Annotated in this window: 19 protein-coding genes and 1 pseudogene; 8 read left to right on the top strand and 12 right to left on the bottom strand. The window is 76.0% G+C overall.

Annotated elements, in window-relative coordinates:
* Positions 1-132 precede the first annotated feature (132 nt).
* The 3 genes from VE546_RS10860 to VE546_RS10850 all read left to right on the top strand — a co-directional run bounded on the left by VE546_RS10860 (position 133) and on the right by VE546_RS10850 (position 3,664).
* On the top strand, positions 133-1,236 hold the full coding sequence (locus VE546_RS10860; protein ID WP_324921042.1) for a glutamate--cysteine ligase: 1,104 nt from the start codon (positions 133-135) through the stop codon (positions 1,234-1,236).
* Positions 1,233-2,276 (top strand): iron-containing redox enzyme family protein, encoded by a 1,044-nt coding sequence (locus VE546_RS10855; protein WP_324921040.1) that lies wholly within the window; start codon positions 1,233-1,235, stop codon positions 2,274-2,276. Before VE546_RS10860 ends, VE546_RS10855 begins: the two co-directional genes overlap by 4 nt.
* Positions 2,277-2,416: 140 nt before the next feature.
* Positions 2,417-3,664: an MFS transporter gene (locus VE546_RS10850; RefSeq protein WP_324921038.1), complete on the top strand. Its 1,248-nt coding sequence runs from the start codon at positions 2,417-2,419 to the stop codon at positions 3,662-3,664.
* On the opposite strand, the gene VE546_RS10845 is transcribed toward VE546_RS10850, so the two are convergent.
* Positions 3,665-4,024 (bottom strand): CDGSH iron-sulfur domain-containing protein, encoded by a 360-nt coding sequence (locus tag VE546_RS10845; protein ID WP_414720444.1) that lies wholly within the window; start codon positions 4,022-4,024, stop codon positions 3,665-3,667.
* Entirely contained in the window at positions 4,008-4,673 is a 666-nt protein-coding gene (locus tag VE546_RS10840) for a HemK2/MTQ2 family protein methyltransferase (RefSeq protein WP_324921036.1), read from the bottom strand. Before VE546_RS10840 ends, VE546_RS10845 begins: the two co-directional genes overlap by 17 nt.
* A 59-nt stretch (positions 4,674-4,732) precedes the next feature.
* Here VE546_RS10840 and VE546_RS10835 point away from each other — a divergent pair, with 59 nt between their 5' ends.
* Positions 4,733-5,188 (top strand): hypothetical protein, encoded by a 456-nt coding sequence (locus tag VE546_RS10835; RefSeq protein ID WP_324921035.1) that lies wholly within the window; start codon positions 4,733-4,735, stop codon positions 5,186-5,188.
* A gap of 105 nt (positions 5,189-5,293) precedes the next feature.
* Positions 5,294-6,475 (top strand): zinc-dependent alcohol dehydrogenase, encoded by a 1,182-nt coding sequence (locus tag VE546_RS10830; RefSeq protein ID WP_324921033.1) that lies wholly within the window; start codon positions 5,294-5,296, stop codon positions 6,473-6,475.
* Between the two features lie 60 nt (positions 6,476-6,535).
* Here VE546_RS10830 and VE546_RS10825 read toward each other — a convergent pair whose 3' ends face one another.
* The gene (locus VE546_RS10825; RefSeq protein ID WP_324921031.1) at positions 6,536-6,838 is read right to left on the bottom strand and encodes a DUF6343 family protein; all 303 of its coding nucleotides are present in this window, start codon (positions 6,836-6,838) and stop codon (positions 6,536-6,538) included.
* Positions 6,839-7,038: 200 nt separating this feature from the next.
* On the opposite strand from VE546_RS10825, the gene ggt reads away from it, so the two are divergent.
* A complete protein-coding gene (gene ggt, locus VE546_RS10820) occupies positions 7,039-8,943 on the top strand; it encodes a gamma-glutamyltransferase (protein ID WP_324921029.1) in 1,905 nt (634 codons plus the stop codon).
* A gap of 38 nt (positions 8,944-8,981) precedes the next feature.
* Here the strand turns inward: ggt and mnhG are convergent, their stop codons facing one another.
* From mnhG to VE546_RS10785, 7 genes are all read right to left on the bottom strand, one after another.
* Positions 8,982-9,398, bottom strand: a complete 417-nt coding sequence (gene mnhG / locus VE546_RS10815) for a monovalent cation/H(+) antiporter subunit G (RefSeq protein ID WP_324921027.1) — start codon at positions 9,396-9,398, stop codon at positions 8,982-8,984.
* The gene (locus VE546_RS10810; protein WP_324921026.1) at positions 9,395-9,661 is read right to left on the bottom strand and encodes a monovalent cation/H+ antiporter complex subunit F; all 267 of its coding nucleotides are present in this window, start codon (positions 9,659-9,661) and stop codon (positions 9,395-9,397) included. The genes mnhG and VE546_RS10810 overlap by 4 nt, the downstream gene beginning before the upstream one ends.
* Positions 9,658-10,263, bottom strand: a complete 606-nt coding sequence (locus tag VE546_RS10805; RefSeq protein ID WP_324921023.1) for a Na+/H+ antiporter subunit E — start codon at positions 10,261-10,263, stop codon at positions 9,658-9,660. The genes VE546_RS10810 and VE546_RS10805 overlap by 4 nt, the downstream gene beginning before the upstream one ends.
* Positions 10,260-11,804 (bottom strand): proton-conducting transporter membrane subunit, encoded by a 1,545-nt coding sequence (locus tag VE546_RS10800; protein WP_324921021.1) that lies wholly within the window; start codon positions 11,802-11,804, stop codon positions 10,260-10,262. The genes VE546_RS10805 and VE546_RS10800 overlap by 4 nt, the downstream gene beginning before the upstream one ends.
* Entirely contained in the window at positions 11,801-12,190 is a 390-nt protein-coding gene (locus tag VE546_RS10795) for a Na(+)/H(+) antiporter subunit C (RefSeq protein WP_324921019.1), read from the bottom strand. Before VE546_RS10795 ends, VE546_RS10800 begins: the two co-directional genes overlap by 4 nt.
* Complete coding sequence (locus VE546_RS10790; protein WP_324921017.1) at positions 12,187-15,111, bottom strand: Na+/H+ antiporter subunit A; 2,925 nt, start codon at positions 15,109-15,111, stop codon at positions 12,187-12,189. The genes VE546_RS10795 and VE546_RS10790 overlap by 4 nt, the downstream gene beginning before the upstream one ends.
* 205 nt (positions 15,112-15,316) lie before the next feature.
* Positions 15,317-15,517, bottom strand: coding sequence for a DUF2180 family protein (locus VE546_RS10785; RefSeq protein ID WP_324921015.1), 201 nt, complete (start codon positions 15,515-15,517; stop codon positions 15,317-15,319).
* Positions 15,518-16,081: 564 nt separating this feature from the next.
* Between VE546_RS10785 and VE546_RS10780 the strand changes: the two genes are divergently transcribed.
* The gene (locus VE546_RS10780; protein ID WP_324921075.1) at positions 16,082-17,215 is read left to right on the top strand and encodes an NAD-dependent epimerase/dehydratase family protein; all 1,134 of its coding nucleotides are present in this window, start codon (positions 16,082-16,084) and stop codon (positions 17,213-17,215) included.
* 385 nt (positions 17,216-17,600) lie between these two features.
* On the opposite strand, the pseudogene VE546_RS10775 reads toward VE546_RS10780, so the two are convergent.
* Both VE546_RS10775 and VE546_RS10770 read right to left on the bottom strand, forming a co-directional pair.
* Positions 17,601-18,227, bottom strand: a pseudogene (locus VE546_RS10775) (polysaccharide pyruvyl transferase family protein); the annotation flags it as partial.
* Positions 18,228-18,241: 14 nt separating this feature from the next.
* Entirely contained in the window at positions 18,242-18,469 is a 228-nt protein-coding gene (locus VE546_RS10770; RefSeq protein WP_324921014.1) for a DUF6480 family protein, read from the bottom strand.
* 79 nt (positions 18,470-18,548) lie between these two features.
* Between VE546_RS10770 and VE546_RS10765 the strand changes: the two genes are divergently transcribed.
* Positions 18,549-19,514, top strand: coding sequence for a UDP-glucuronic acid decarboxylase family protein (locus tag VE546_RS10765; RefSeq protein ID WP_324921012.1), 966 nt, complete (start codon positions 18,549-18,551; stop codon positions 19,512-19,514).
* Positions 19,515-19,594: the final 80 nt, after the last annotated feature.

Raw genomic sequence — 19,594 nt, 5'->3', positions numbered from 1 at the left:
GCCGGTGGCGCCCGGGGCGGGTTCCCCGCGGTACCCGCGGCCGCCCCCGGAAAACCCCGCGGCCGTTTCGCGCGGCGGGCCGGGGGTACTCACACTGCCGTGACCAGGGACGGAACCGCTGGGGGAGTGACCATGGGGGTCGAGGAGGAGTTCCTCCTGACCGACCCGACCACCGCGCGCACCGTGCCCGGCGCGCAGGCGGTGCTGCGGCGCGCCCACCAGGAGGCGCCCACGGCCGACGGCTCCGGTTGCAAGGCCGAGTTCCTGGCCAGCCAGGTGGAGTCCGCGACCGCGGTGTGCACCACGCTCGACGAGCTGCGCGACCGGCTGACGGCGGACCGCGCCCGCCTGGCGGACGCCGCCCGCGAGGAGGGCCTGTACCTGCTGTCGAGCGGTACGGCCGTGCTGAGCGACGGGCGGACCCCGGTGGCCGGCGGGGAGCGGTTCCGGCGCATCTCGGAGCTCTTCGCCGACGTCGTGGACGACTACGAGGTGTGCGGCTGCCACGTCCACGTGGGCGTGCCCGACCGGGAGACCGCGGTGGCCGTGGTCAACCGGGTGCGCCCCTGGCTGCCGACGCTGCTGGCGCTGTCGGCGAACTCCCCCATCTCCCACGGCCGCGACCACGGCTACGCGAGCTGGCGCATGATGGAGCAGCGGCGCTTCCCCGCCTCCGGGATGCCGCCCCGCTTCCCCGACGCGGCCGCCTACGACGCGGAGGTGGAGCGGCTGGTGACGTACGGCGCGCTGGTCGACGACCGGATGAGCTTCTGGCTGATGCGTCCCTCGCCGTGGCTGCCCACGGTCGAGTTCCGGGTCGCGGACGCGGCGGCCACCGTCGACGACGCCGTGCTCCAGGCCGCGCTCGGGCGGGCCCTGGTGCGCCGCGCCCTGGCCGACCTGGAGGCGGGGGTGCCCGAGCCGGAGCTGGACGACCGGGCGGCCACGGCCGCGGTGTGGGCCGCGGCGCGGTACGGCCTGGCGGGCGAGGGCGTGGACCCGCTCACCCGCGCCCGGGTGCCGGCCGCCGACCTGGTGGGCGCCCTGCTGCGGCACGTCGGGCCCGCGCTGGAGGAGACCGGCGACACCGCGACCGTACGGCGGCTGCTGGCGGCGGTGCGCCGGGACGGCACCGGGGCCGACCGCCAGCGGCGCGCCTGGGCCCGGGGCGGTCCCCTGGCGGTGGTGGAACTGCTGGCGGAGCTGACCGACGCGAGGGAGCGCGAGGAGACATGACGACCGGCACCGGCACGTCCGCCGCCTCCGGCGCCGTCACCGCCCCCCTTCCGGGGGCGCGCGGCGAGCTGAGCGCGGCCGTCCTCCAGACCCTGGCCGCGCCGCCGCCCGCCCGGCCGCCGTCGTCCCTCACAGCGGCGGTGGAGGGCGCCGACCCGTACGGCGACGACCTCCAACTGGCCCTGTACGCCTGCTACGAGCTGCACTACCGGGGCTTCGCGGGCGTGTCCCCGGAGTGGGAGTGGGATCCGGACCTGCTGCGGTTGCGCGCCGGTCTGGAGCGGGTCTTCCTGACGGCACTGCGCCGCGACACCACCGCGCACGACCCCTCCGACGCCGATGTGGCCGCCGCGCTGGACCCGCTGCTGGTGGAGCCCGCCGAGGGCGGCGGGGTCTCGGACTTCCTGCTGCGCGAGGGCGAGTGGTGGCAGATGCGCGAGTACCTCGCGCACCGTTCGGTCTACCACCTCAAGGAGGCCGATCCGCACGCCTGGGTCATCCCCCGCCTCGACGGACGGGCCAAGGCCGCGCTGGTGGCGGTGGAGTACGACGAGTTCGGCGGAGGCCGGGGCGAACGGGTGCACGCGCGGCTGTTCGCCGACCTGCTGGCGGGGGCCGGCCTGGACCCGTCCTACCTGCACTACCTCGACGACGTGCCCGCCCCGGCGCTGGCCACGGTGAACCTGATGTCGCTGTGCGGGCTGCACCGCTCCCTGCGGGGCGCGCTGGTCGGCCACTTCGCGGCGGCCGAGATCAGCACCGCCCCCAGCGCCCGGAAGATGGCCAGGGCGCTGGAGCGGCTGGGCGCCGCGCCGGAGTGCGTGCTGTTCTTCACCGAGCACATCGAGGCGGACGCCGTCCACGAGCAGGTGATGCGCCGGGACGTCATCGGCGACCTGCTGGAGCGCGAGCCGGAACTCGCCGCCGACGTGGTGTTCGGCATCCGGGCCACGGAGCTGCTGGAGGGCCGCCTGGCCGGTCACCTGCTGGACTCCTGGCGCCGGAACGCGAGTTCACTGCGCCGTCCGCTCGACGCCTGACCGCCGACCGGGGCCCGGGCGGGCGGCGCGGACACGCCGGCCCCCGGCTCCGCAGCGCCCGACCGAGTGGTGTCCGGCCATTTCTGAGAGCGCTCCCATAACGTCTTGTCCCGCTTCTGCCCGGTCCCTAGGCTGGGCCGATGAGGACCACCGACGCGCTGTGGCCGAAGACCGTCCGTCCGGCCTCCTCCGTCCTGACCCGCCTCCGCATCGCCCTCACCGTCTTCTTCGCCCTCGACGGATTCCTCTTCGCCGGCTGGGTGGTCCGGATCCCCGCGGTGAAGGAGCAGGTCGGCGCGTCCGCCGGGGACCTGGGGCTGGCACTGCTCGGGGTGTCGGCCGGGGCGGTGGCCACCATGCTGCTCGCGGGCGGGCTGTGCCGCCGCTTCGGCAGCCCGCGGGTCACCGTCGTCACCGGCGTGCTGCTCTCGCTCTCCGTGGTCCTGCCGTCGCTCGTCCACAGCCCCCTGGCGCTGGGGCTGGTGCTGCTCGTCTTCGGCGTCGGCTACGGCGGCCTCAACGTGGGGATGAACAGCCTGGCCCTCGAAGTCGTCGACGCCCTGCGCCGGCCGGTGATGCCCGGCTTCCACGCCGCCTACAGCCTCGGCGGCCTGGCCGGGGCCGGGCTCGGCGGCCTGCTGGCGCCGCACCTGCCGCCCACGCCGCACCTGCTGCTGCTGGTGCCGGCCGGCCTGCTGGCCACCGCGGTGGCGGGACGCGTCCTGCTGGCCCACCCGGTGCCCCGCGCCGACAGGCTCCCTTCCGGCGGCGCGGCGGACGAGGCGTCGGACGGGGCGTCCGCGCTCCGCCGCGAGGGGGCCCGGCGGGGCGGCGGGGGCCGGGGCCTGGTGGCCGTCTTCGGCCTGATCGCCCTGTGCACCGCGTACGGCGAGGGCGCGCTCGCCGAGTGGGGCGCGCTGCACATCGAGCAGGACCTCCACGCCGGACCGGGCATCGCCGCGGCGGGCTACGCGGCCGTGGCGCTCGCCATGGCGGCCGGCCGCCTCCTCGGCACCGCGGCGCTGGAGCGGCTGGGGCCCACCACGTGCGTGGTGGCGGGCGGGCTGGTGGCCTGCGGCGGCATGCTGCTGGGGGCGCTGGCCCCGTTCCTCTGGCTGGTGCTGCTGGGCTTCGCACTGACCGGCCTGGGTCTGGCCAACATCTTCCCGGTGGCCATCGCGCGGGCGGGGGCGATCAGCGGCCCGTCCGGCGTCGCCGTCGCCTCCACCCTGGGGTACGGCGGCATGCTGGTCGGTCCCGTCTGCATCGGCTTCCTCGCCGAGGGCTTCGGGCTGCCCCGGGCGCTGACCACCGTGGCCGCGCTGGCGGCGCTGGCGGCCTGGGTCGCCTTCGCGGCCAGGAACGCCACCGCCGGGGCGGCGGCCTGATCAGGCCCGGTCCGTCCGGCCGCCGTTGTCCGTCTCCGGGTCCGCGCCGGTGTCCGCCTCCGCCTCCGCCTCCGCGTCCGGGGCCGCGGCGGCGGGCCGGGCGCGGCGCTCCCGGCGGCGGTGGCTGGTGTCGCACCACGGGTAGCGGTGGCTGCGGCGGCAGACGCACAGGGCGACCACGAAGCGGTCGGAGCGGGCGGTCCGGCCGTCGGGGAGTTCGACCTCCACCGGCCCCTCGATCAGCACCGGCCCCTCGGGGTCGACCACCACGCGCCGGGCGCGCCGGTCCCCCGGCTCCGCGGGGCACCCGCCCGGCGGGCCGTCCGGCAGGTCCTCCCTCCGGTCAGGGCCGGTCGGCACGGATCACCACCAGCTCCTCCGTGCACTGGCCCGGGGCGATCAGGCCGCGGGCCTCCAGCCAGGCGGCGCGTCCGCGCAGCACCGGGCCGAACGGAATGGTGCTGCGGGCCACCACCGAGGGCTCCAGGCCCTCCCCGTACAGCAGGTCCAGCGTCCGGTCCGTGTCGCACAGCTCGGAGTGGACCAGCAGCAGGGTGCCGCCCGGCGCCAGCAGCGCCGGCGCGCCGGCGCACAGCCGGTCCAGCACCGCGCGGCCGTCCGGCCCGCCGTCCCAGCACATCGCCGCCCCGCGCCGGGGCAGCTCGCGGTCCGGGGAGGGCACGTACGGCGGATTGGCGAGGACGACGTCGAAGCGGCGGCCGTCCCCCGCCTCCGCCACGGCTTCGGCGAGGTCGCCGCGCCGCACCGTCAGCGGCAGCCGGTGCAGCCAGGCGTTGCAGCGCGCGGCGAGCACGGCCCGGGGTGAGGCGTCCAGCGCCACGGCCTCGGCCGCGCCCATCCGCAGGGCGGCCATGGCGAGGACTCCGGTGCCCGTGCACAGGTCGAGGACGCGGGCGCCGGGCGCCAGGGCGGCGTCCTGCAGCGCCCGCCGCAGCAGCCAGGTGTCGGCCTGTGGCGCGTACACCCCCGGTGGCCTGAGCAACAACATGCACACCGGATACCTCGGATGACGCTTCCCTAACACGCTTCACGGCACCCGCCCGCGGTGTGCGCGGCCCCGCCCGGCTGTGCGACGACAGCCTGCCGGACCCCGACGGCGCCACCGTCCTCGGTGCGCTCCTCCACCTCGCCGAGAACCCGGACGCGGCCGAGTTCTGGTGGCAGTACGCCGCCGGGGACGGCAACCGCACCGCCGCGTTCTGCCTCTACCTGAGCCACCGGATCCGGGCGGAGTACGCGGACGCCGCCCACTGGCGCCACCAGGTCCACCAGCTCGCCCCCCGGGCCACCGGCGCACCGGCCGGCGCCCTGCCCCCCCTGCTCGACGAGAGCGTCCGCAACTCCCTGATCGCCCAGTGCCACGAATGCCTCCCCCCGACCCTCCCCGTCCACCTGAGGACGCTCATCGAGCACCTGCCCACCCCCGACGACGAGGACTTCGAGCACCTTTCGCTGCCGCACCGCAGGCTCCCCCAGGACCTGCGCAGGCTCGCCTCCCTCTGACGCCCCCACCACCGGCGGCGCCGGCACGGCGTCCCGGAGTGCGGCCGCGGTGGTAGGCCGCCCCGCCCGCGGGTACCCGGACGGTTCCCTACAGGAGGTGGAGAGATGAAGGCAGCGGTCTGGCACGGTCGGCGCGACGTACGGGTGGACGAGGTGCCCGATCCGGCCGTGCGCGAGCCCACGGACGCGGTCGTGCGGATCACGTCGGCCGGGCTGTGCGGCTCGGACCTGCATCTGTACGACGTTCTGACGCCGTTCATGGCGGAGGGCGACATCCTCGGTCACGAGCCGATGGGCGTGGTGGAGGAGGTCGGTCCCGAGGTGGAGCACCTCGCCCCCGGCGACCGGGTGGTGATCCCGTTCCAGATCGCCTGCGGCTCCTGCTTCATGTGCTCCCAGAACCTGCAGACCCAGTGCGAGACCACTCAGGTGCGCAGGCACGGCAGCGGTGCCGCCATCTTCGGCTACACCAAACTCTACGGCGCGGTGCCCGGCGCCCAGGCCCAGTACCTGCGGGTGCCGCAGGCGCACTACGGCCCGATCAAGGTGCCCGAGGGCCCGCCGGACGACCGCTTCCTGTACCTGTCGGACGTGCTGCCGACGGCCTGGCAGGCGGTGGAGTACGCGGCGGTCCCCAAGGGCGGCACGCTGACCGTGCTGGGGCTGGGGCCCATCGGCGACATGTGCTGCCGGGTCGCCCTCCACCGGGGCGCCGAGAAGGTGATCGGGGTCGACCTGGTGCCGGAGCGGCTGGAGCGGGCCCGGGCGCGCGGCGTGGAGGTGCTGGACCTCACCGAGGTCGACGACGTCGCCGAGGCCGTCCGCGACCGCACCGACGGGCGCGGCACCGACGCCGTGATCGACGCGGTGGGCATGGAGGCCCACGGCAGCGCGGTGGCCGGCCTGGCGCAGAAGTCGGCCGGGCTGCTGCCGAAGAAGGTCGCCGAGAAGCTGATGACCACGGCGGGCGTGGACCGGCTGGCCGCCCTCCACCTGGCCATCGACGCCGTGCGGCGCGGCGGCACCGTCTCGGTCATCGGCGTCTACGGCGGGATGACCGACCCGCTGCCGATGCTCACCATGTTCGACAAGCAGATCCAGCTCCGCATGGGGCAGGCCAACGTGCGGCGCTGGGTGCCGGACATCATGCCGCTGCTGACGGACGGCGACGTGCTGGGCGTGGACGGCTTCGCCACCCACCACATGCCGCTGGAGCGGGCGCCGGAGGCGTACGAGATGTTCCAGAAGAAGGCCGACGGCGCGGTGAAGATCGTCCTGCGGCCCTGATCTCCCCCGCCGCTCCGGCCTCCCCCGGTCCGGGGTGCACGGGGCGGGCGGCGCGGGCCGTCAGCGCCCGTACCGCTCCTCCCGCGCACCCCGTTCGCGTTCGCGCCTGCGGCGCACCGTGACGACGACCAGGTCGACCAGCCCCAGCACGGTCAGCGCGGCGCAGATCCAGGCGATCGTGGCCAGGGAGTCCGCGTCGGGGATGTCGTCCGGCCCGGCCCGCCCGGACCAGACCGCGAAGAACACCGTCCCGGCCAGGAACACCGGGGTGTACAGGACGGAGAGCAGCAGCCGCAGGCCCAGGGCGCTGCGGGCCGTCACGGGTTCGGTGCCGGTGCGCGACCGGCGGCCGGTGGTCGGCATGGCTGGTCACCTCCCGCTGGACCGCCCGCCGGGTACCCGGCGCCGCCGCCGGTCATGCCGCCGCGCCGCACCACACCGCGCTGGCCGGCGCGGTGTGGTGCGGCGCGGCGCGGTTGCCGCGGCCGCGGTCGGCTGGGAGGGTTTCGTCATCGCTTTGTCGTCCGGCCGTTCGAGCGTTCCCGTCAGGCCACGGAGGCTCCATGTCCGTCCGCCCCGCACGCCCCTCCCGCTCCCGCCGTCCCTCCGGCCGCGGCGCCGTCGCCGCGGCCGTGCCCCTGGTGCTGTTCCTGGCGCTGTCCCTGGTGCTGTCCCTGGCCCTGCCGCTGCTGTCACCGCGGTCGTCCGCCGCCGCGGCCGACTCCGGCCGCGAGCCGCCCGCCCGGCACGCCGTCGCGACCGGCTACGGCGGCGCGGTCGCCAGCGTCAACCCGTACGCCTCGCGGGCCGGGCTGGACGTGCTGCGCGCGGGCGGCAACGCGGTCGACGCCGCCGTGGCCACCGCCGCGGCGCTCGGTGTCGTCGAGCCCTACTCGGCGGGCGTCGGGGGCGGCGGCTACTTCGTCCACTACCAGGCGCGCACCGGGCGGGTGCACACCATCGACGGACGGGAGACCGCGCCGGCCGCCATGGGCCGGGACGCCTTCCTCGATCCGGCCACCGGTCGGCCGATCCCCTTCGACGAGGCGGTCAACTCGGGCCTGTCGGTGGGCGTGCCGGGCACGCCCGCGACCTGGGAGGAGGCCCTGGAGGGCTGGGGCACGGTCTCCCTGGCCGCGGCGCTGCGGCCCGCCACCCGGATCGCCGAGCGCGGCTTCGTGGTGAACGAGGAGTTCCGCGCGCAGACGGCGATGAACGAGGACCGCTTCCGGGACTTCACCCCCACCGCCGAGCTGTTCCTGCCCGGCGGCCGGCTGCCCGAGGTCGGCTCGGTGTTCCGCAACCCCGGCCTGGCCGGCACCTACCGGCTGCTGGCCCGCGAGGGCGCCGACGCGCTCTACGAGGGGCCGCTGGCCCGCGAGATCGCCCGTACGGTCCAGCGCCCGCCCGTGGCGCCGGACGCGGACCGCACCGTGCGGCCGGGGCTGATGACCACCGCCGACCTGGACCGCTACCGCGTGCTGCACCGGAAGCCGACGCGGGTGGAGTACCGGGGCGTGGAGGTGTACTCCATGGCCCCCTCCTCCTCCGGCGGCACCACGGTCGGCGAGGCGCTGAACATCCTGGAGAACACCGACCTGGCCGGGACGGACCGCACCCGGGCCCTCCACCACTACCTGGAGGCGAGCCGCATCGCGTACGCCGACCGCAACCGGTGGGTGGGCGACCCGGCGTTCTCCGACGTGCCCGCCGAGGAGCTGCTGTCGGAGCGCTTCGCCAAGGAGCGGGCCTGCCTGATCGACCCCGGCCGCGCCCTGACCAGCCCGCTCGCCCCCGCCGACCCGCGCGACCCCGCCTCGTGGGACTGCACGGCGGGCCGGGGCGGCGACGAGCCGTACGAGGGCCCGTCCACCACGCACCTGGTGACCGCGGACCGCTGGGGGAACGTGGTGTCGTACACGCTCACCATCGAGCAGACCGGCGGCTCGGCGATCACCGTGCCCGGCCGGGGCTTCCTGCTCAACAACGAGCTGACGGACTTCGACTTCACCCCGCTGTCGCAGGAGGTGGACGGCCCCAACCTGCCCGGGCCGGGCAAGCGCCCGCGTAGCAGCATGGCGCCCACGATCGTGCTGGAGGACGGGGAGCCGCTGCTCGCGCTCGGTTCGCCGGGCGGCTCCACCATCATCACCACCGTGCTCCAGACCCTGGTGAACCGGCTCGACCTGGGCATGACGCTCCCGCAGGCGGTCGCCGCGCCCCGGCTGTCGCAGCGCAACACCGCGACCACGCTGGCGGAACCGGCGTTCCTGGACTCCTCCGCGGAGCGTGCGCCGCTGGAGCGGCTGGGGCACCGGTTCGTCCTCCCGCCGGCGGCCTTCACCCCGGCACCGGAGATCGGGGCGGTCGCCGCGCTGGAGGTCCTCGACGACGGGCGGACGCTGGCCGTGGCCGAACCGGAGCGGCGCGGCGGGGGCTCGGCGATGGTGCTGCGTCCGGTCCGCTGACGGCTCCGGCCGACGCGCCCTCCCGGTCCGCGCCGCCCTCAGGGCTCGCGCCCCCGGTCGTCCCCGGCTCCGGTGTCCTCCCCGGTGCCCGGGGCGCCCGGCGGGTCCGGGGGCGCGAGCCGCCCGGCCAGCTCGTCCGTGAACAGGGTGCTTTGGTCCACCGCGCCGGTGCGGTAGGCGACGCGGCCGATGACCTGGCTGGTGACGGGCACGGTGAACAGTTGGAAGACCGCCACGAGCAGCAGCAGCCCGGCGTACGGGGCGGGCACCCGCAGGGCCGCGCCGAGCAGGGTCAACAGCACGCCCAGTGTCTGGGCCTTGGCGGACGCCTGCAGCCGGGTGACGGCGTCCGGGAAGCGCAGCAGCCCGACGGCGCCCAGCAGGCAGAAGACGGCGCCGGTCAGCAGCAGCACGGCCGAGACGGTGGCCGCCACCGTGGCCAACAGGTCCCTCACCGCAGGTCCTTCCGTTCCTCGACGAGCCGCGCCGCCGCCATCGACCCGATGAAGCCCAGCAGTGCCAGCACGATCAGCACGGGCACGAACGCCGTGTACTCCCACACGGCGACGGCCACGCACGTCCCGGCGACGATCAGCGTCACCAGGACCTCCACCGCCACGATCCGGTCCAGGGCGCGCGGGCCGCGCACCAGGCGGACCAGCACGAGCAGCGCCGCGGCCGAGAGCAGGGCCAGGGCGACGACCGCGACCGCGTTCACCGCCGTCCCTCCCCCTGGTCCCCGTCCTGCTGTCCGCCGTACCGCCGCGCCCGCCGGGGCAGGTCCTCGCGCGCCGCGGTGGTGCTCAGGGCGCGCAGCACCCAGCGTTCGGCGGCCGCGACGTCCCCGCGCTGCGCCTCGGCCTCCGCGGCGTTGCGCACGGGCAGCGAGTGGATGTAGAACCGCCGTCCCCCGCGGTCGACCTCCAGCACCATCGAGCCCGGCGTCAGCGTGGTCAGGTGGGCCGTGGCGGTGATCAGCAGATCGGTGTCCACCCGCAGCGGCGCCTCCAGCACCGCCGCCCTCACCCGGGGCCCGCGCAGCAGCGCCTCCCGTGCCACGACGAGGGCCGAACCGACCAGGTCCACCATGAGGTGCCCCGCCAGGGCCACCGCCCACAGCGGACGGGCCGCCAGCCGGTGGGTGACCGGGGGCAGCGGGAAGAGGAGGACCACCAGCGCGGCCACCACCGCCCCGCCGACGAGCACGACCGGACTCACCGATCCCCACAACACGGTCCACAGCAGCCACAGTCCGGTGACCACCGGCCACCGGCGCCAGGCCCGGCGCGGCGGATCGGCGGGGGTGTTCGTCGGTGTCATCGGCGCTCCCGGTCCTGTTCGTCGGTTCCGTCGGTTCCGTCGGCGTGCCGCTGGAGCACGGCTTCCCGGTACGTGTCGCGTTCCAGCAGGTCCACCGCGGCGCGTTCGCTGACCCGGGCCAGTGGCCCGGCGGCCACCGCCACCGCCACGCCGACCAGCACGGTGCCCGTCGTGGCGCCGAGCATCAGCCGGAGGCCGCCCGGGCGCCGCACGGCGGGCGGGCGGGCCGGACCCGCCGCGAACGCCGCCTGCCACACCCGGGCCATCAGGTACAGCGTCAGCAGGCTGGTGACCAGGGCGGCGGCCAGCAGGGCGAGGACGGCCGCGCCGCCCCGGTCCACCCCGGCGCGCAGCAGGGCGAGCTTGGCGACGAAACCGGACAGCGGCGGGATCCCGGCCAGGCTGAGGGCGGCGACCATGAACAGGCCCGCCACCAGCCCCGGCGGTGGGGCCGCCCGGGCCAGCTTCGGCAGCGCGGCGGTGCCGCTCCAGCTCACCACCAGGCCGGCGATCAGGAACAGCGCCGCCTGGGCCGCGATGTGGTGGACGGCGTAGAGGACGGTCCCGGTCAGCCCTTCGACGGTGTACAGGGAGAGGCCGAAGAGCATGTAGCCGATGTGGCTGACCAGGACGAAGGACAGCAGCCGGTTGAGGTCCCGCTGGGCGACGGCGCCCACCGCGCCCACCAGGAGGGTCAGCGCCGCCGCGACCAGCAGCGGGGGCCAGGGCTCCGGGCGGGGGAAGAGCAGCGTCTGGGTCCGCACCATCGCGTACAGGCCGACCTTGGTCAGCAGCGCGGCGAGTACGGCGGTGATGGGCGCCGGGGCGGTCGGATAGCTGTCCGGCAGCCAGAAGTGCAGCGGCACCACGGCGGCCTTGATGCCGAACACGATCAGCAGCAGCAGGCTGAACACGGTCCGCAGGCCGTCGGGGAGTTCCGGGACGCGGCGGGCGAGGTCGGCCAGGTTGACCGTGCCGGTGGCCGCGTAGAGCAGCCCGATGGCGGTGAGGAAGAGCAGCGAGGACAGCAGGCTGGTGATGGTGTACGTCATCCCGGCCCGGATGCGGCCCTCGTCGGCGTTCAGGTTGATCAGCACGTACGAGGCGGCGAGCATCAGCTCGAAGGCCACGAAGAGGTTGAACAGGTCCCCGGCGAGGAACGCCAGGCAGACCCCCGCCGCCAGCAGCAGGTAGGTCGGGTGGAAGGGGGCGTGGACCGGGTCGCCGCCCTCGGCGGTGCCCTGTCCGACGGCGAAGACCAGCACGGCGAGCGTCACCGCCAGCGCCATGGTCATCAGCAGCGTCGACAGCCGGTCGGCCACCAGGGAGACCCCGGCCGGGGCCGGCCAGCCGCCGACGTGGAGCACCAGCGGGCCGTTCCGGTCGGCGAGCACCAGCAGGACCGCGGAGTCGGCCAGCACCGTCGAGAGCACGCCGACGCCCAGCAGCCGCTGGGTGCCGGCGCTGCGCCACACGGCCAGGGAGAGGCCCGCCACCAGCACGGGCAGCAGGACGGGCGCGACGAGCAGCCAGCCGGTCACCGTTCCTCCCTCCTCTCCCGCGGGCCGCTCTCCCCCAGCCTGCGGTCCTCGACGTCGTCGCGGACCTCGTCGTGGCCGCGCAACTGCCAGCCCCGGTAGACCAGGGCGAGCAGCAGGACGGTGACGCCGAAGGTGATGACGATCGCGGTCAGGGCCATGGCCTGCGGCAGCGGGTCGGCGAAGGAGGCGGCGTCCCCGTGTCCCTCCCCGGTGACGGGGGGCCTGCCCGGCGGGCCCGCGGCCAGCAGCACCAGCAGGTTGGTGGCGTGGCCGAGCACCAGGAAGCCGAACAGCAGGCGCATCAGGGAGCGTTGCAGGAGCAGGTGGAGGCCGGCGGCGAACAGTCCGCCCACCACCACGGCCGACGTCAGGTCGAGTTCCGTCATCGCTCGCGGCTCCCGGGGTCGTCGTCGGGCGCGCCGGGGGCACCGGACGCCCCGGGCGCGTTGTCGGGTTCCCGTGCGGCCTCCTGTACGGACACCTGGGCCGGGCCCACGGCCGACAGCAGCTTCAGGCACACCCCGGCGACCAGCAGGTAGATCCCGGTGTCGAAGACCACACTGGTGGTCAGCTCGACATGGCCGAGCACCGGCAGCGTCCCGCCGACGAGCGCGGTGGACAGCGGCTCGCCGCCGAAGGGGATCGGGGCCAGTCCGGCCGCCGCCGCCAGGGCCAGCCCGCCGCCCGCGACGACGCGGGGGTCGAGCGGGCCGACGAACGCGGTGTCGGCCCGGCCTCCGACCAGATAGCGCAGGGTGAACGCCTGCCCGGCCACCAGTCCCCCGGCGAAGCCGCCGCCTGGGCGCAGATGGCCCGAGTAGAGCAGGTAGACCGAGAACACCAGGACGGCCGGGAACAGCAGCCGGGTCACGACCTCCAGCAGGATCGAGCGGTCGTGGGCGGGCAGTTCCCGCGCCTCCGGCAGCCACTGCTCGCGCGGCACGGCCCAGCCGGCGGCGCGCGGATGGCGGTCCGCGGCCGGGGGCCCGGCCCGGACCGTCCTGGCCCCGCCGCTCCGCTCGCCGCCCTGCACGGCGATCAGCGCGCCCACCCCGATCGCCGTCACCACCAGCACGGCGATCTCACCGAGGGTGTCCATGGCGCGGAAGTCCACGATGATCGCGTTGACCACGTTGTGGAAGCCGGCGTCCGTCACGTGGTCCGCGTAGTAGGTGGAGACCGGGGGCTCCCGGCGGGCGGCGGAGGCGGCCACGGCGAGCAGTCCGACCAGCGCCCCGCAGGCCACCGACACCGACAGGCGCAGCCTGCGGGCGCGGCGCGAGCCGGGCAGGGAGCCGACCTCGGCCGGGAGTCCGCGCAGCACCAGCACGATGATCACCAGGGTCAGCGTCTCGACGAGGAATTGGGTGAGGGCCAGGTCCGGTGCTCCCTGCACCAGGAAGAACCCGGCCGTCCCGTAGCCGACCGCGCCGGCCAGCAGGGCTGCGGCCAGCCGGTGCCGTACGCGGGCGAGGACGATCGCCGGAACCAGCACCACCGCGCCGAGCGGCACCTGGAGGGCCGAGGACCACAGCGGCGGGGCGGGCAGCGGGGTCCGGCTCAGCAGCAGGGCGGTGCCGGGCACCAGCAGCACGGTCGCCAGCAGCACGGTGAGGTAGACGGGCAGGGAACCGACCTGGGTGCGGCGGGTGAAGCGTACGGCCGCCTCGTCCAGGCCGTGGCGCAGCCGCCGGTAGCCCTCCTGCGCGTCGGGGGCCCGGGGCAGCCGGCCGCGCACCGCGGCCAGGGCGGGACGCACCCGGTGGAGGACGAGACCGGCGGCCAGGGCGGCGGCGGACAGTGCCAGGGCGGGGGTGGGCCCGTGCCAGAGCGCGAGGTGGTACGGCGCCTGGCGCTGCGGCATCCGGTCCGCGTAGGGCTCGGTGAGCGCCTCGGTGCCCGGGTACCACACGCCCAGCGCCAGGGCCGCCGCCACCAGGAGGCCGATGGGCACCGCCATGCCGGGCGCCCGGTCGCCGGAGCCGTCCGCGGGGAGCGGCTCCACGCCGGGCTTGTCGCCGAAGGCGCCCCACAGGAACCGGGCGGAGTAGGCCACGGTGAGCGCCGAGCCGGCGGCCAGGGCGACCAGCACCCATCCCTCGCCCGCTCCGGCCCCCTGCAGGACCGCCTCGGAGAAGGTGTCGAAGTACGCCTCGTGGCCCAGGTAACCGACCAGCGGCGGCAGTCCGGCCATGGAGGCGGCCGCGAGCGCGGCCAGCGCCAGCAGGACCGGCCTGCGGCGGCCCAGGCCGGAGAGCCGGCCGAGGTCGCGGGTGCCGGTGTGGTGCTCCACCAGTCCGGTGGTGAGGAACAGCGCCGACTTGAAGGTGGCGTGCGCCAGCAGCATCACCGCGCCGGCGAGCGCGGCATTGCGGGTGCCGTAGCCGAACAGCGCGATCAGCAGGCCGAGTTCGCTGATGGTGCCGTACGCCAGGACGCGCTTGAGGTCGCTCTCCCACAGGGCCCGCCAGGCGCCCACCAGCAGGGAGAGCAGTCCGACGGTGAGGACGAGGGGGCGCCAGGGTCCGGCGTCGGCGAAGCCCGGGGCCAGCCGGGCCACCAGGTAGACCCCGGCCTTGACCATGGCGGCCGCGTGCAGGTAGGCGCTCACCGGGGTCGGTGCCACCATCGCGGCGGGCAGCCAGCCGTGCAGGGGCAACTGCGCCGACTTGGCGAAGACCCCGATCAGGACGAGGACCAGGGCGACGGGCACATAGCCGCCCCGCGGAGGAGCGGCGACCAGTTCGGAGACGCGGTAGGTGCCGGCCGACTCGCCCAGCAGGACGAAGCCCAGCAGCATCGCCAGGCCGCCGCCCGTGGTGACCATCAGCGCCTGCTCGGCCGCGGCGCGGTGCTCCCGGGTGCGGCCCCGGCCCGCGATGAGCAGGAACGACACCACGGTGGTCAGTTCCCAGAAGACGTACAGGACCAGCAGGTTGTCGGCGGTGACCAGGCCGAGCATCGTCCCGGCGAAGGCGAGGAGCAGCGCGGACTCACGGCCGTGGCCCTCCTCGGTGTAGCGGGCGGAGTAGGCCAGGACGGCGGCCCCTACGCCGCTGACGACCCCCACCATCAGCAGCGAGAGCGCGTCCAGCCGCAGGATGACCTCCAGGCCCAGCGAGGGTGCCCAGGTGAGGCGTTCGACGGGCGCTTCGCCGTCGAGCACGGTGGGGGCGAGCGCCGCCGCCCAGCCCAGCGCGGCCAGCGGCACCAGTGTGGCGACCGCCCAGACTGCGCGGCCGGTCCGGGACGCGAGGGCGGGGAGGACGGCGGCCACGACGATGTGGGCGGCGATCAGAACCAGCACGGGCACTCCTGGGTGAACCATGCGTCAGTGCGTGTACCGGTACGCGTGCCGCACGGTCGTGCGTCCGCCCCCGGCGCGGCCGCGCCGGGGCCCGTCCGGTTGTCGGGTCGTCGGTGGTGCTGTCGGCGTTGTCGTTGTCGTGGGTGACGAGGCCGGCGGTGGGGGCGGCGCCGTCGGCGGTGCGGGCCGGGCGGGTGGTCCGGTGTCAGCCCTCCGCCCGCTGGCACACCTCGCACAGCGCGCGGCGGGCCTCGGGCTTCTGGCTCACCTGGCCCATGCCCCGCGGTTCGCTGACGATCTCCGTCTCCATCCGCAGGTGCTCGGGACACAGCCCCACGTGGCAGCGCGAGCACACCGCGACGGCGGTGGTGGTCCGGCCCTGGGCCTGGCATTCGTAGCAGTTCATGACAGGGGTCCGTTCTCGTCCGGGGGACGCCCGCGCGGTCCCGGCGACTTCCCCGGCCCGCGGGTGCGCGCGGGGCCGGGCGTTCCGGGCGGCCCGCTCGTACGGGGCGGGCGGAAGCCGTCCCATGACCACCGGGGCCGTGCGGCGGTGGAAGCGGCGGGCCGGTGCGGCGGCGGGCCGCGGGGGAACGCCAGGAGGCCGACCGGCGTGCCGTTCCCTTCCCTCCTTGCGTCCCTCCTCCCTCCTTGCGCACCTCGCGCAGTACCCCTCGCCCCCGGGCGGAAACACCGGTCGGACACGGGTTCCCGGTCTCCGGAAGCGGCCGGGAACCACCCGGCGGCGGGACGGCGGCGGGGCCCGGGGCGCGTCCGCCCGGGCGCCCGGGCGGGCCGTTTTCCCGCTCCCCGCCCGGGTACCCGGCGTCGCGTCCCCGCACCGCGGGATCACGACGGGACGCCGGGGAGCACGGCGCGGCGGGGCGGCGTGACAGCAGCGCGTGAGGAGAGGCGAGATGGACGGACGGGACAGGACGGCGGCCCGGAACGCCGGACGGAGGGCCGGGCGGTGAACGGCGGCCCGGTGAGCAGCGGCGCCACGGGCCTGCGCGTGGTGGTCCTGGGCGCCACCGGCAACGTGGGCACCTCCGTGGTGGAGAGGCTGGGTGCCGATCCGCGGGTCGCCTCGGTGCTGGGCGTCGCCCGCCGCACGCCGGACTGGCACCCTCCCCGGACCGAGTGGGCGAGCGCGGACATCGGCGCCGGCGGTGACCGGGCGGGCGGCGACGACAGCGCGGGACAGGCCGCCGAGGAGCGGCTGACCGACCTGTTCCGGGGCGCCGACGCCGTGATCCACCTGGCCTGGCTGCTCCAGCCCCTGCGCGATCCGCTGACCACCTGGCGCACCAACGTGCTGGGCACCGCCCGGGTGCTGCGCGCGGTGGCGGCGGCCGGGGTGCCCGCGCTGGTGTACGCCTCCTCGGTGGGCGCCTACTCCCCCGGTCCCCAGGACCGCGCCGTGGACGAGTCGTGGCCCACCCACGGCGGCCGGCCGGACACCGCGTACTGCCGGGAGAAGGCGTACGTGGAGCGGCTGCTGGACGGTTTCGAGCGCGACCACCCCGAGGTCCGGGTGGTGCGGATGCGGCCCGGGTTCCTCTTCAAGCGGGAGTCGGCCGGCGAGCAGCGGCGGCTGTTCATGGGGCCGTTCCTGCCCCAGCGGCTGATCAGGCCCGGGCTGCTGCCCGTCGTCCCGGACCTGCCGGGGCTGCGTTTCCAGGTGCTGCACACCGACGACGCCGCCGAGGCCTACCGGCTCGCGGTCACCGAACCGGTGCACGGCGCCTTCAACCTGGCCGCCGGGCCGGTGGTCGACGCCTCCGTGCTGGCCGGCCTGCTCGACGCCCGGGTCGTACGGCTGCCCCTGGGGCCGGCGCGGGCGGCGGTGGCCGCCGCGTGGCGGCTGCGGCTGGCACCGGCCTCCCCGGAGCTGTTCGACGCGTTCCTGCGGCTGCCGGTGATGGACTGCGGCCGGGCCGAACGGGAGCTGGGCTGGACCCCGCGCCGCTCGGCGACGGACGCGATCCAGGAGCTGCTGCGCGGCCTGCGCGAGACCGCGGGCGCGCCGACCCCGCCGCTGGTGCCCAAGCTGCGCGGCGGCCGGCTGCGCGAGATCGCCACCGGCGTGGGCCGGCGGCCCTGACCGGCGGCCGGCAGCCCGCCCCGGCAACCACGAGCCCCGAACGCCACGAGCCCCGGACCACCGGGGCTCCGGCCATCGGCTCACCGGGGCAGGGGACGCGTACCCTCCCCGGCTCCGCCCGCAGGGCCGCCACCAGCGCGTTCCCGAGGTCACCGGGCCCCGCGGGGTGCCGGAAGGCGTACCGCCGGCGCCGCGCCGCCGCCCGGCCCGAGACCAGGCACCACCGCCACCACCGGTCCAGTTCCCCGTCCGTCAGCCGCTCGGCCGGGATCAGGGCGGGCCACCGGTGGACGCGCGCCTGGGCGGTCACCTTCGCGCCGCCCTCCACCGGGTCGACGGCCAGGGCCGGGACTCCGGCGCGCAGGGCGAGCACCAGGCCGTGCAGCCGGTCGGTGACCACCACGTCGAGCCGGGCCAGCACCGCATGGAACTGGGCGGGGGTGCGGCACAGCCGCCAGTCGTCGCGGGCCAGCCGGGTGTCCAGCTCCACCCGGGCGCAGTCCCGGCCCGCGAGCCACCCGCTCACCCGGCCGGTGACCTCCTCGTGGCGCCGCCGCCGTCCGTACTCGCCCTGCCCGTGGGTGAGGATCACTCCGGCCACCGGGGTGGGGGGCGCCTCCGGCGCGGCGGCGGCCAGGTCGGCGGCCGGCCGGACGCCGGGCGCGTCGCGCGGCAGGACGCGGTGGAAGCCGCGCACGGCGGGGTCGCCGGGATCGACGACGGACACGCCCACGGCGATGCGCAGGCAGTGCGCGTAGCGCTGGTGGAGGCGGGCGACCTGAGGGCCGTGCAGCGGGCCGCAGACGAAGACCAGGCGGTCGTAGCGGTCCGGGTCCGCCTCCTCCAGGCTCAGGGCGTCCGGCCGGAAACCGGGGCTCCAGGCGGTCTCGTACGGGATGCCGGAACGGTCCAGCACCTCCTGCACGCGGCGCAGCGCCAGCTCGTCACCGGCCGTGACCTCGCCGTGCAGGAAGGTGAACCAGCCCGTGAGCAGAGTTTTCTGTGCGGCCATCAGGGGACTCGGGGTCACAGTGCCACTGCGTAGGCGAGGAAGAACGCCGCGACAAGGACCCCCAGGGCCAGCAGCACGATCAGCGGGGCGGGACCCCAGCCGCTCGGCGTGTTGGCGTTCTGGTCGGGCGCCCCAGCGGGCGTGCTGCTCTCGCCGGGCGGCGTCTCGCCCGGCGGCACTCCACCGCCGTCCTCGAGGCCGGGCGTCCGTCGGGGGTCCGGGTCCGGATGCGTCTCGTTCATGCCCTCCGAGTGCGCAGCGGGCGCCGTCTTACACCGGCCGGAGGAATCCGGAGCCGAAGAGGGAAGAAGGAGTTGCTCGATGATGGGTGGACGTGAGCGGCGGGCCGTGGTGACCGGCGGAGCCGGGTTCGTGGGCTCGCACCTGTGCGAGCGGCTGCTGACCGACGGCTGGCGGGTGGTCGCCGTGGACAACCTGCTCTCCGGGGTCGAGGAGAACGTCGCGCACCTGTCCGGCCGGCCGGACTTCGTCCTGGTGCGCCGCGACGTGTGCGCGCCGGACGCCCTGGCGGACCTGCCCGGCGGCCCCTTCGACGCGGTGTTCCACCTGGCCTGCCCGGCCTCCCCCGCGGACTACCTGCGGCTGCCCCTGGAGACCCTGGAGACGGGCAGCAGCGGCACCCGCAACGCCCTGGAGCTGGCCGCCCGCGACGGCGCGCGGATGGTGCTGGCCTCCACCTCCGAGGTGTACGGCGACCCGCAGGTGCACCCGCAGCGCGAGGACTACTGGGGGCACGTCAACCCCGTCGGCCCGCGCAGCGTCTACGACGAGGCCAAGCGGTACGCCGAGGCGCTGGTCACCGCCCACCGGCAGGCGCGCGGCACGGACACCGCGATCGTGCGGATCTTCAACTCCTACGGGCCCCGGATGCGCGCCGGGGACGGCCGCGCGGTGCCGACCTTCATCCGGCAGGCCCTGGCCGGCGAGCCGCTGACGGTGGCCGGGGACGGCAGCCAGACCCGTTCGCTGTGCTACGTCGAGGACACCGTGGCGGGCATCGTGGCGCTCACGGAGAGTGACCTCCCGGGGCCGGTCAACATCGGCGGCGACGAGGAGACCACGGTGCTGGAGATCGCCCGCCGGATCGTCAAGCTCACCGGCTCCTCGTCCCCGGTGGTCTTCGTCGAGCGCCCCGGCGACGACCCCGCCCGGCGCTGCCCCGACACCGCCCTGGCCAGGGAGAAGCTGGGCTGGGCGCCGCGGGTGGGCTGGCAGGAGGGGCTGGAGCGGACCATCGAGTGGTTCGCCCGGCGCACCACCTCCTGACCCGTCCGTCGCTCCCGCCCCGCCCTTCCCGCTCGCCCCAGGGCCTCCCGGCCCTCTCCTCCGCCGTGTCCCGGCCCGCT

The sequence above is a fragment of the Streptomyces sp. genome, assembly GCF_035644915.1.
Taxonomy (GTDB): domain Bacteria; phylum Actinomycetota; class Actinomycetes; order Streptomycetales; family Streptomycetaceae; genus Streptomyces.
The sequence above is the reverse complement of the archived record's forward strand: the minus strand, read 5'-3'. Positions and strand labels throughout refer to the sequence as shown.

Excerpts from the sequence above, each read along its gene's own strand:
- VE546_RS10805 (WP_324921023.1), bottom strand. The coding sequence starts at position 10,263 with ATGACACCGACGAACACCCCCGCCGATCCGCCGCGCCGGGCCTGGCGC.
- VE546_RS10855 (WP_324921040.1), top strand. The coding sequence starts at position 1,233 with ATGACGACCGGCACCGGCACGTCCGCCGCCTCCGGCGCCGTCACCGCC.
- VE546_RS10840 (WP_324921036.1), bottom strand. The coding sequence starts at position 4,673 with ATGTTGTTGCTCAGGCCACCGGGGGTGTACGCGCCACAGGCCGACACC.
- VE546_RS10860 (WP_324921042.1), top strand. The coding sequence starts at position 133 with ATGGGGGTCGAGGAGGAGTTCCTCCTGACCGACCCGACCACCGCGCGC.
- ggt (WP_324921029.1), top strand. The coding sequence starts at position 7,039 with ATGTCCGTCCGCCCCGCACGCCCCTCCCGCTCCCGCCGTCCCTCCGGC.
- VE546_RS10765 (WP_324921012.1), top strand. The coding sequence starts at position 18,549 with ATGATGGGTGGACGTGAGCGGCGGGCCGTGGTGACCGGCGGAGCCGGG.
- VE546_RS10850 (WP_324921038.1), top strand. The coding sequence starts at position 2,417 with ATGAGGACCACCGACGCGCTGTGGCCGAAGACCGTCCGTCCGGCCTCC.
- VE546_RS10795 (WP_324921019.1), bottom strand. The coding sequence starts at position 12,190 with ATGACGGAACTCGACCTGACGTCGGCCGTGGTGGTGGGCGGACTGTTC.
- VE546_RS10830 (WP_324921033.1), top strand. The coding sequence starts at position 5,294 with ATGAAGGCAGCGGTCTGGCACGGTCGGCGCGACGTACGGGTGGACGAG.
- VE546_RS10825 (WP_324921031.1), bottom strand. The coding sequence starts at position 6,838 with ATGCCGACCACCGGCCGCCGGTCGCGCACCGGCACCGAACCCGTGACG.
- VE546_RS10785 (WP_324921015.1), bottom strand. The coding sequence starts at position 15,517 with ATGAACTGCTACGAATGCCAGGCCCAGGGCCGGACCACCACCGCCGTC.
- VE546_RS10770 (WP_324921014.1), bottom strand. The coding sequence starts at position 18,469 with ATGAACGAGACGCATCCGGACCCGGACCCCCGACGGACGCCCGGCCTC.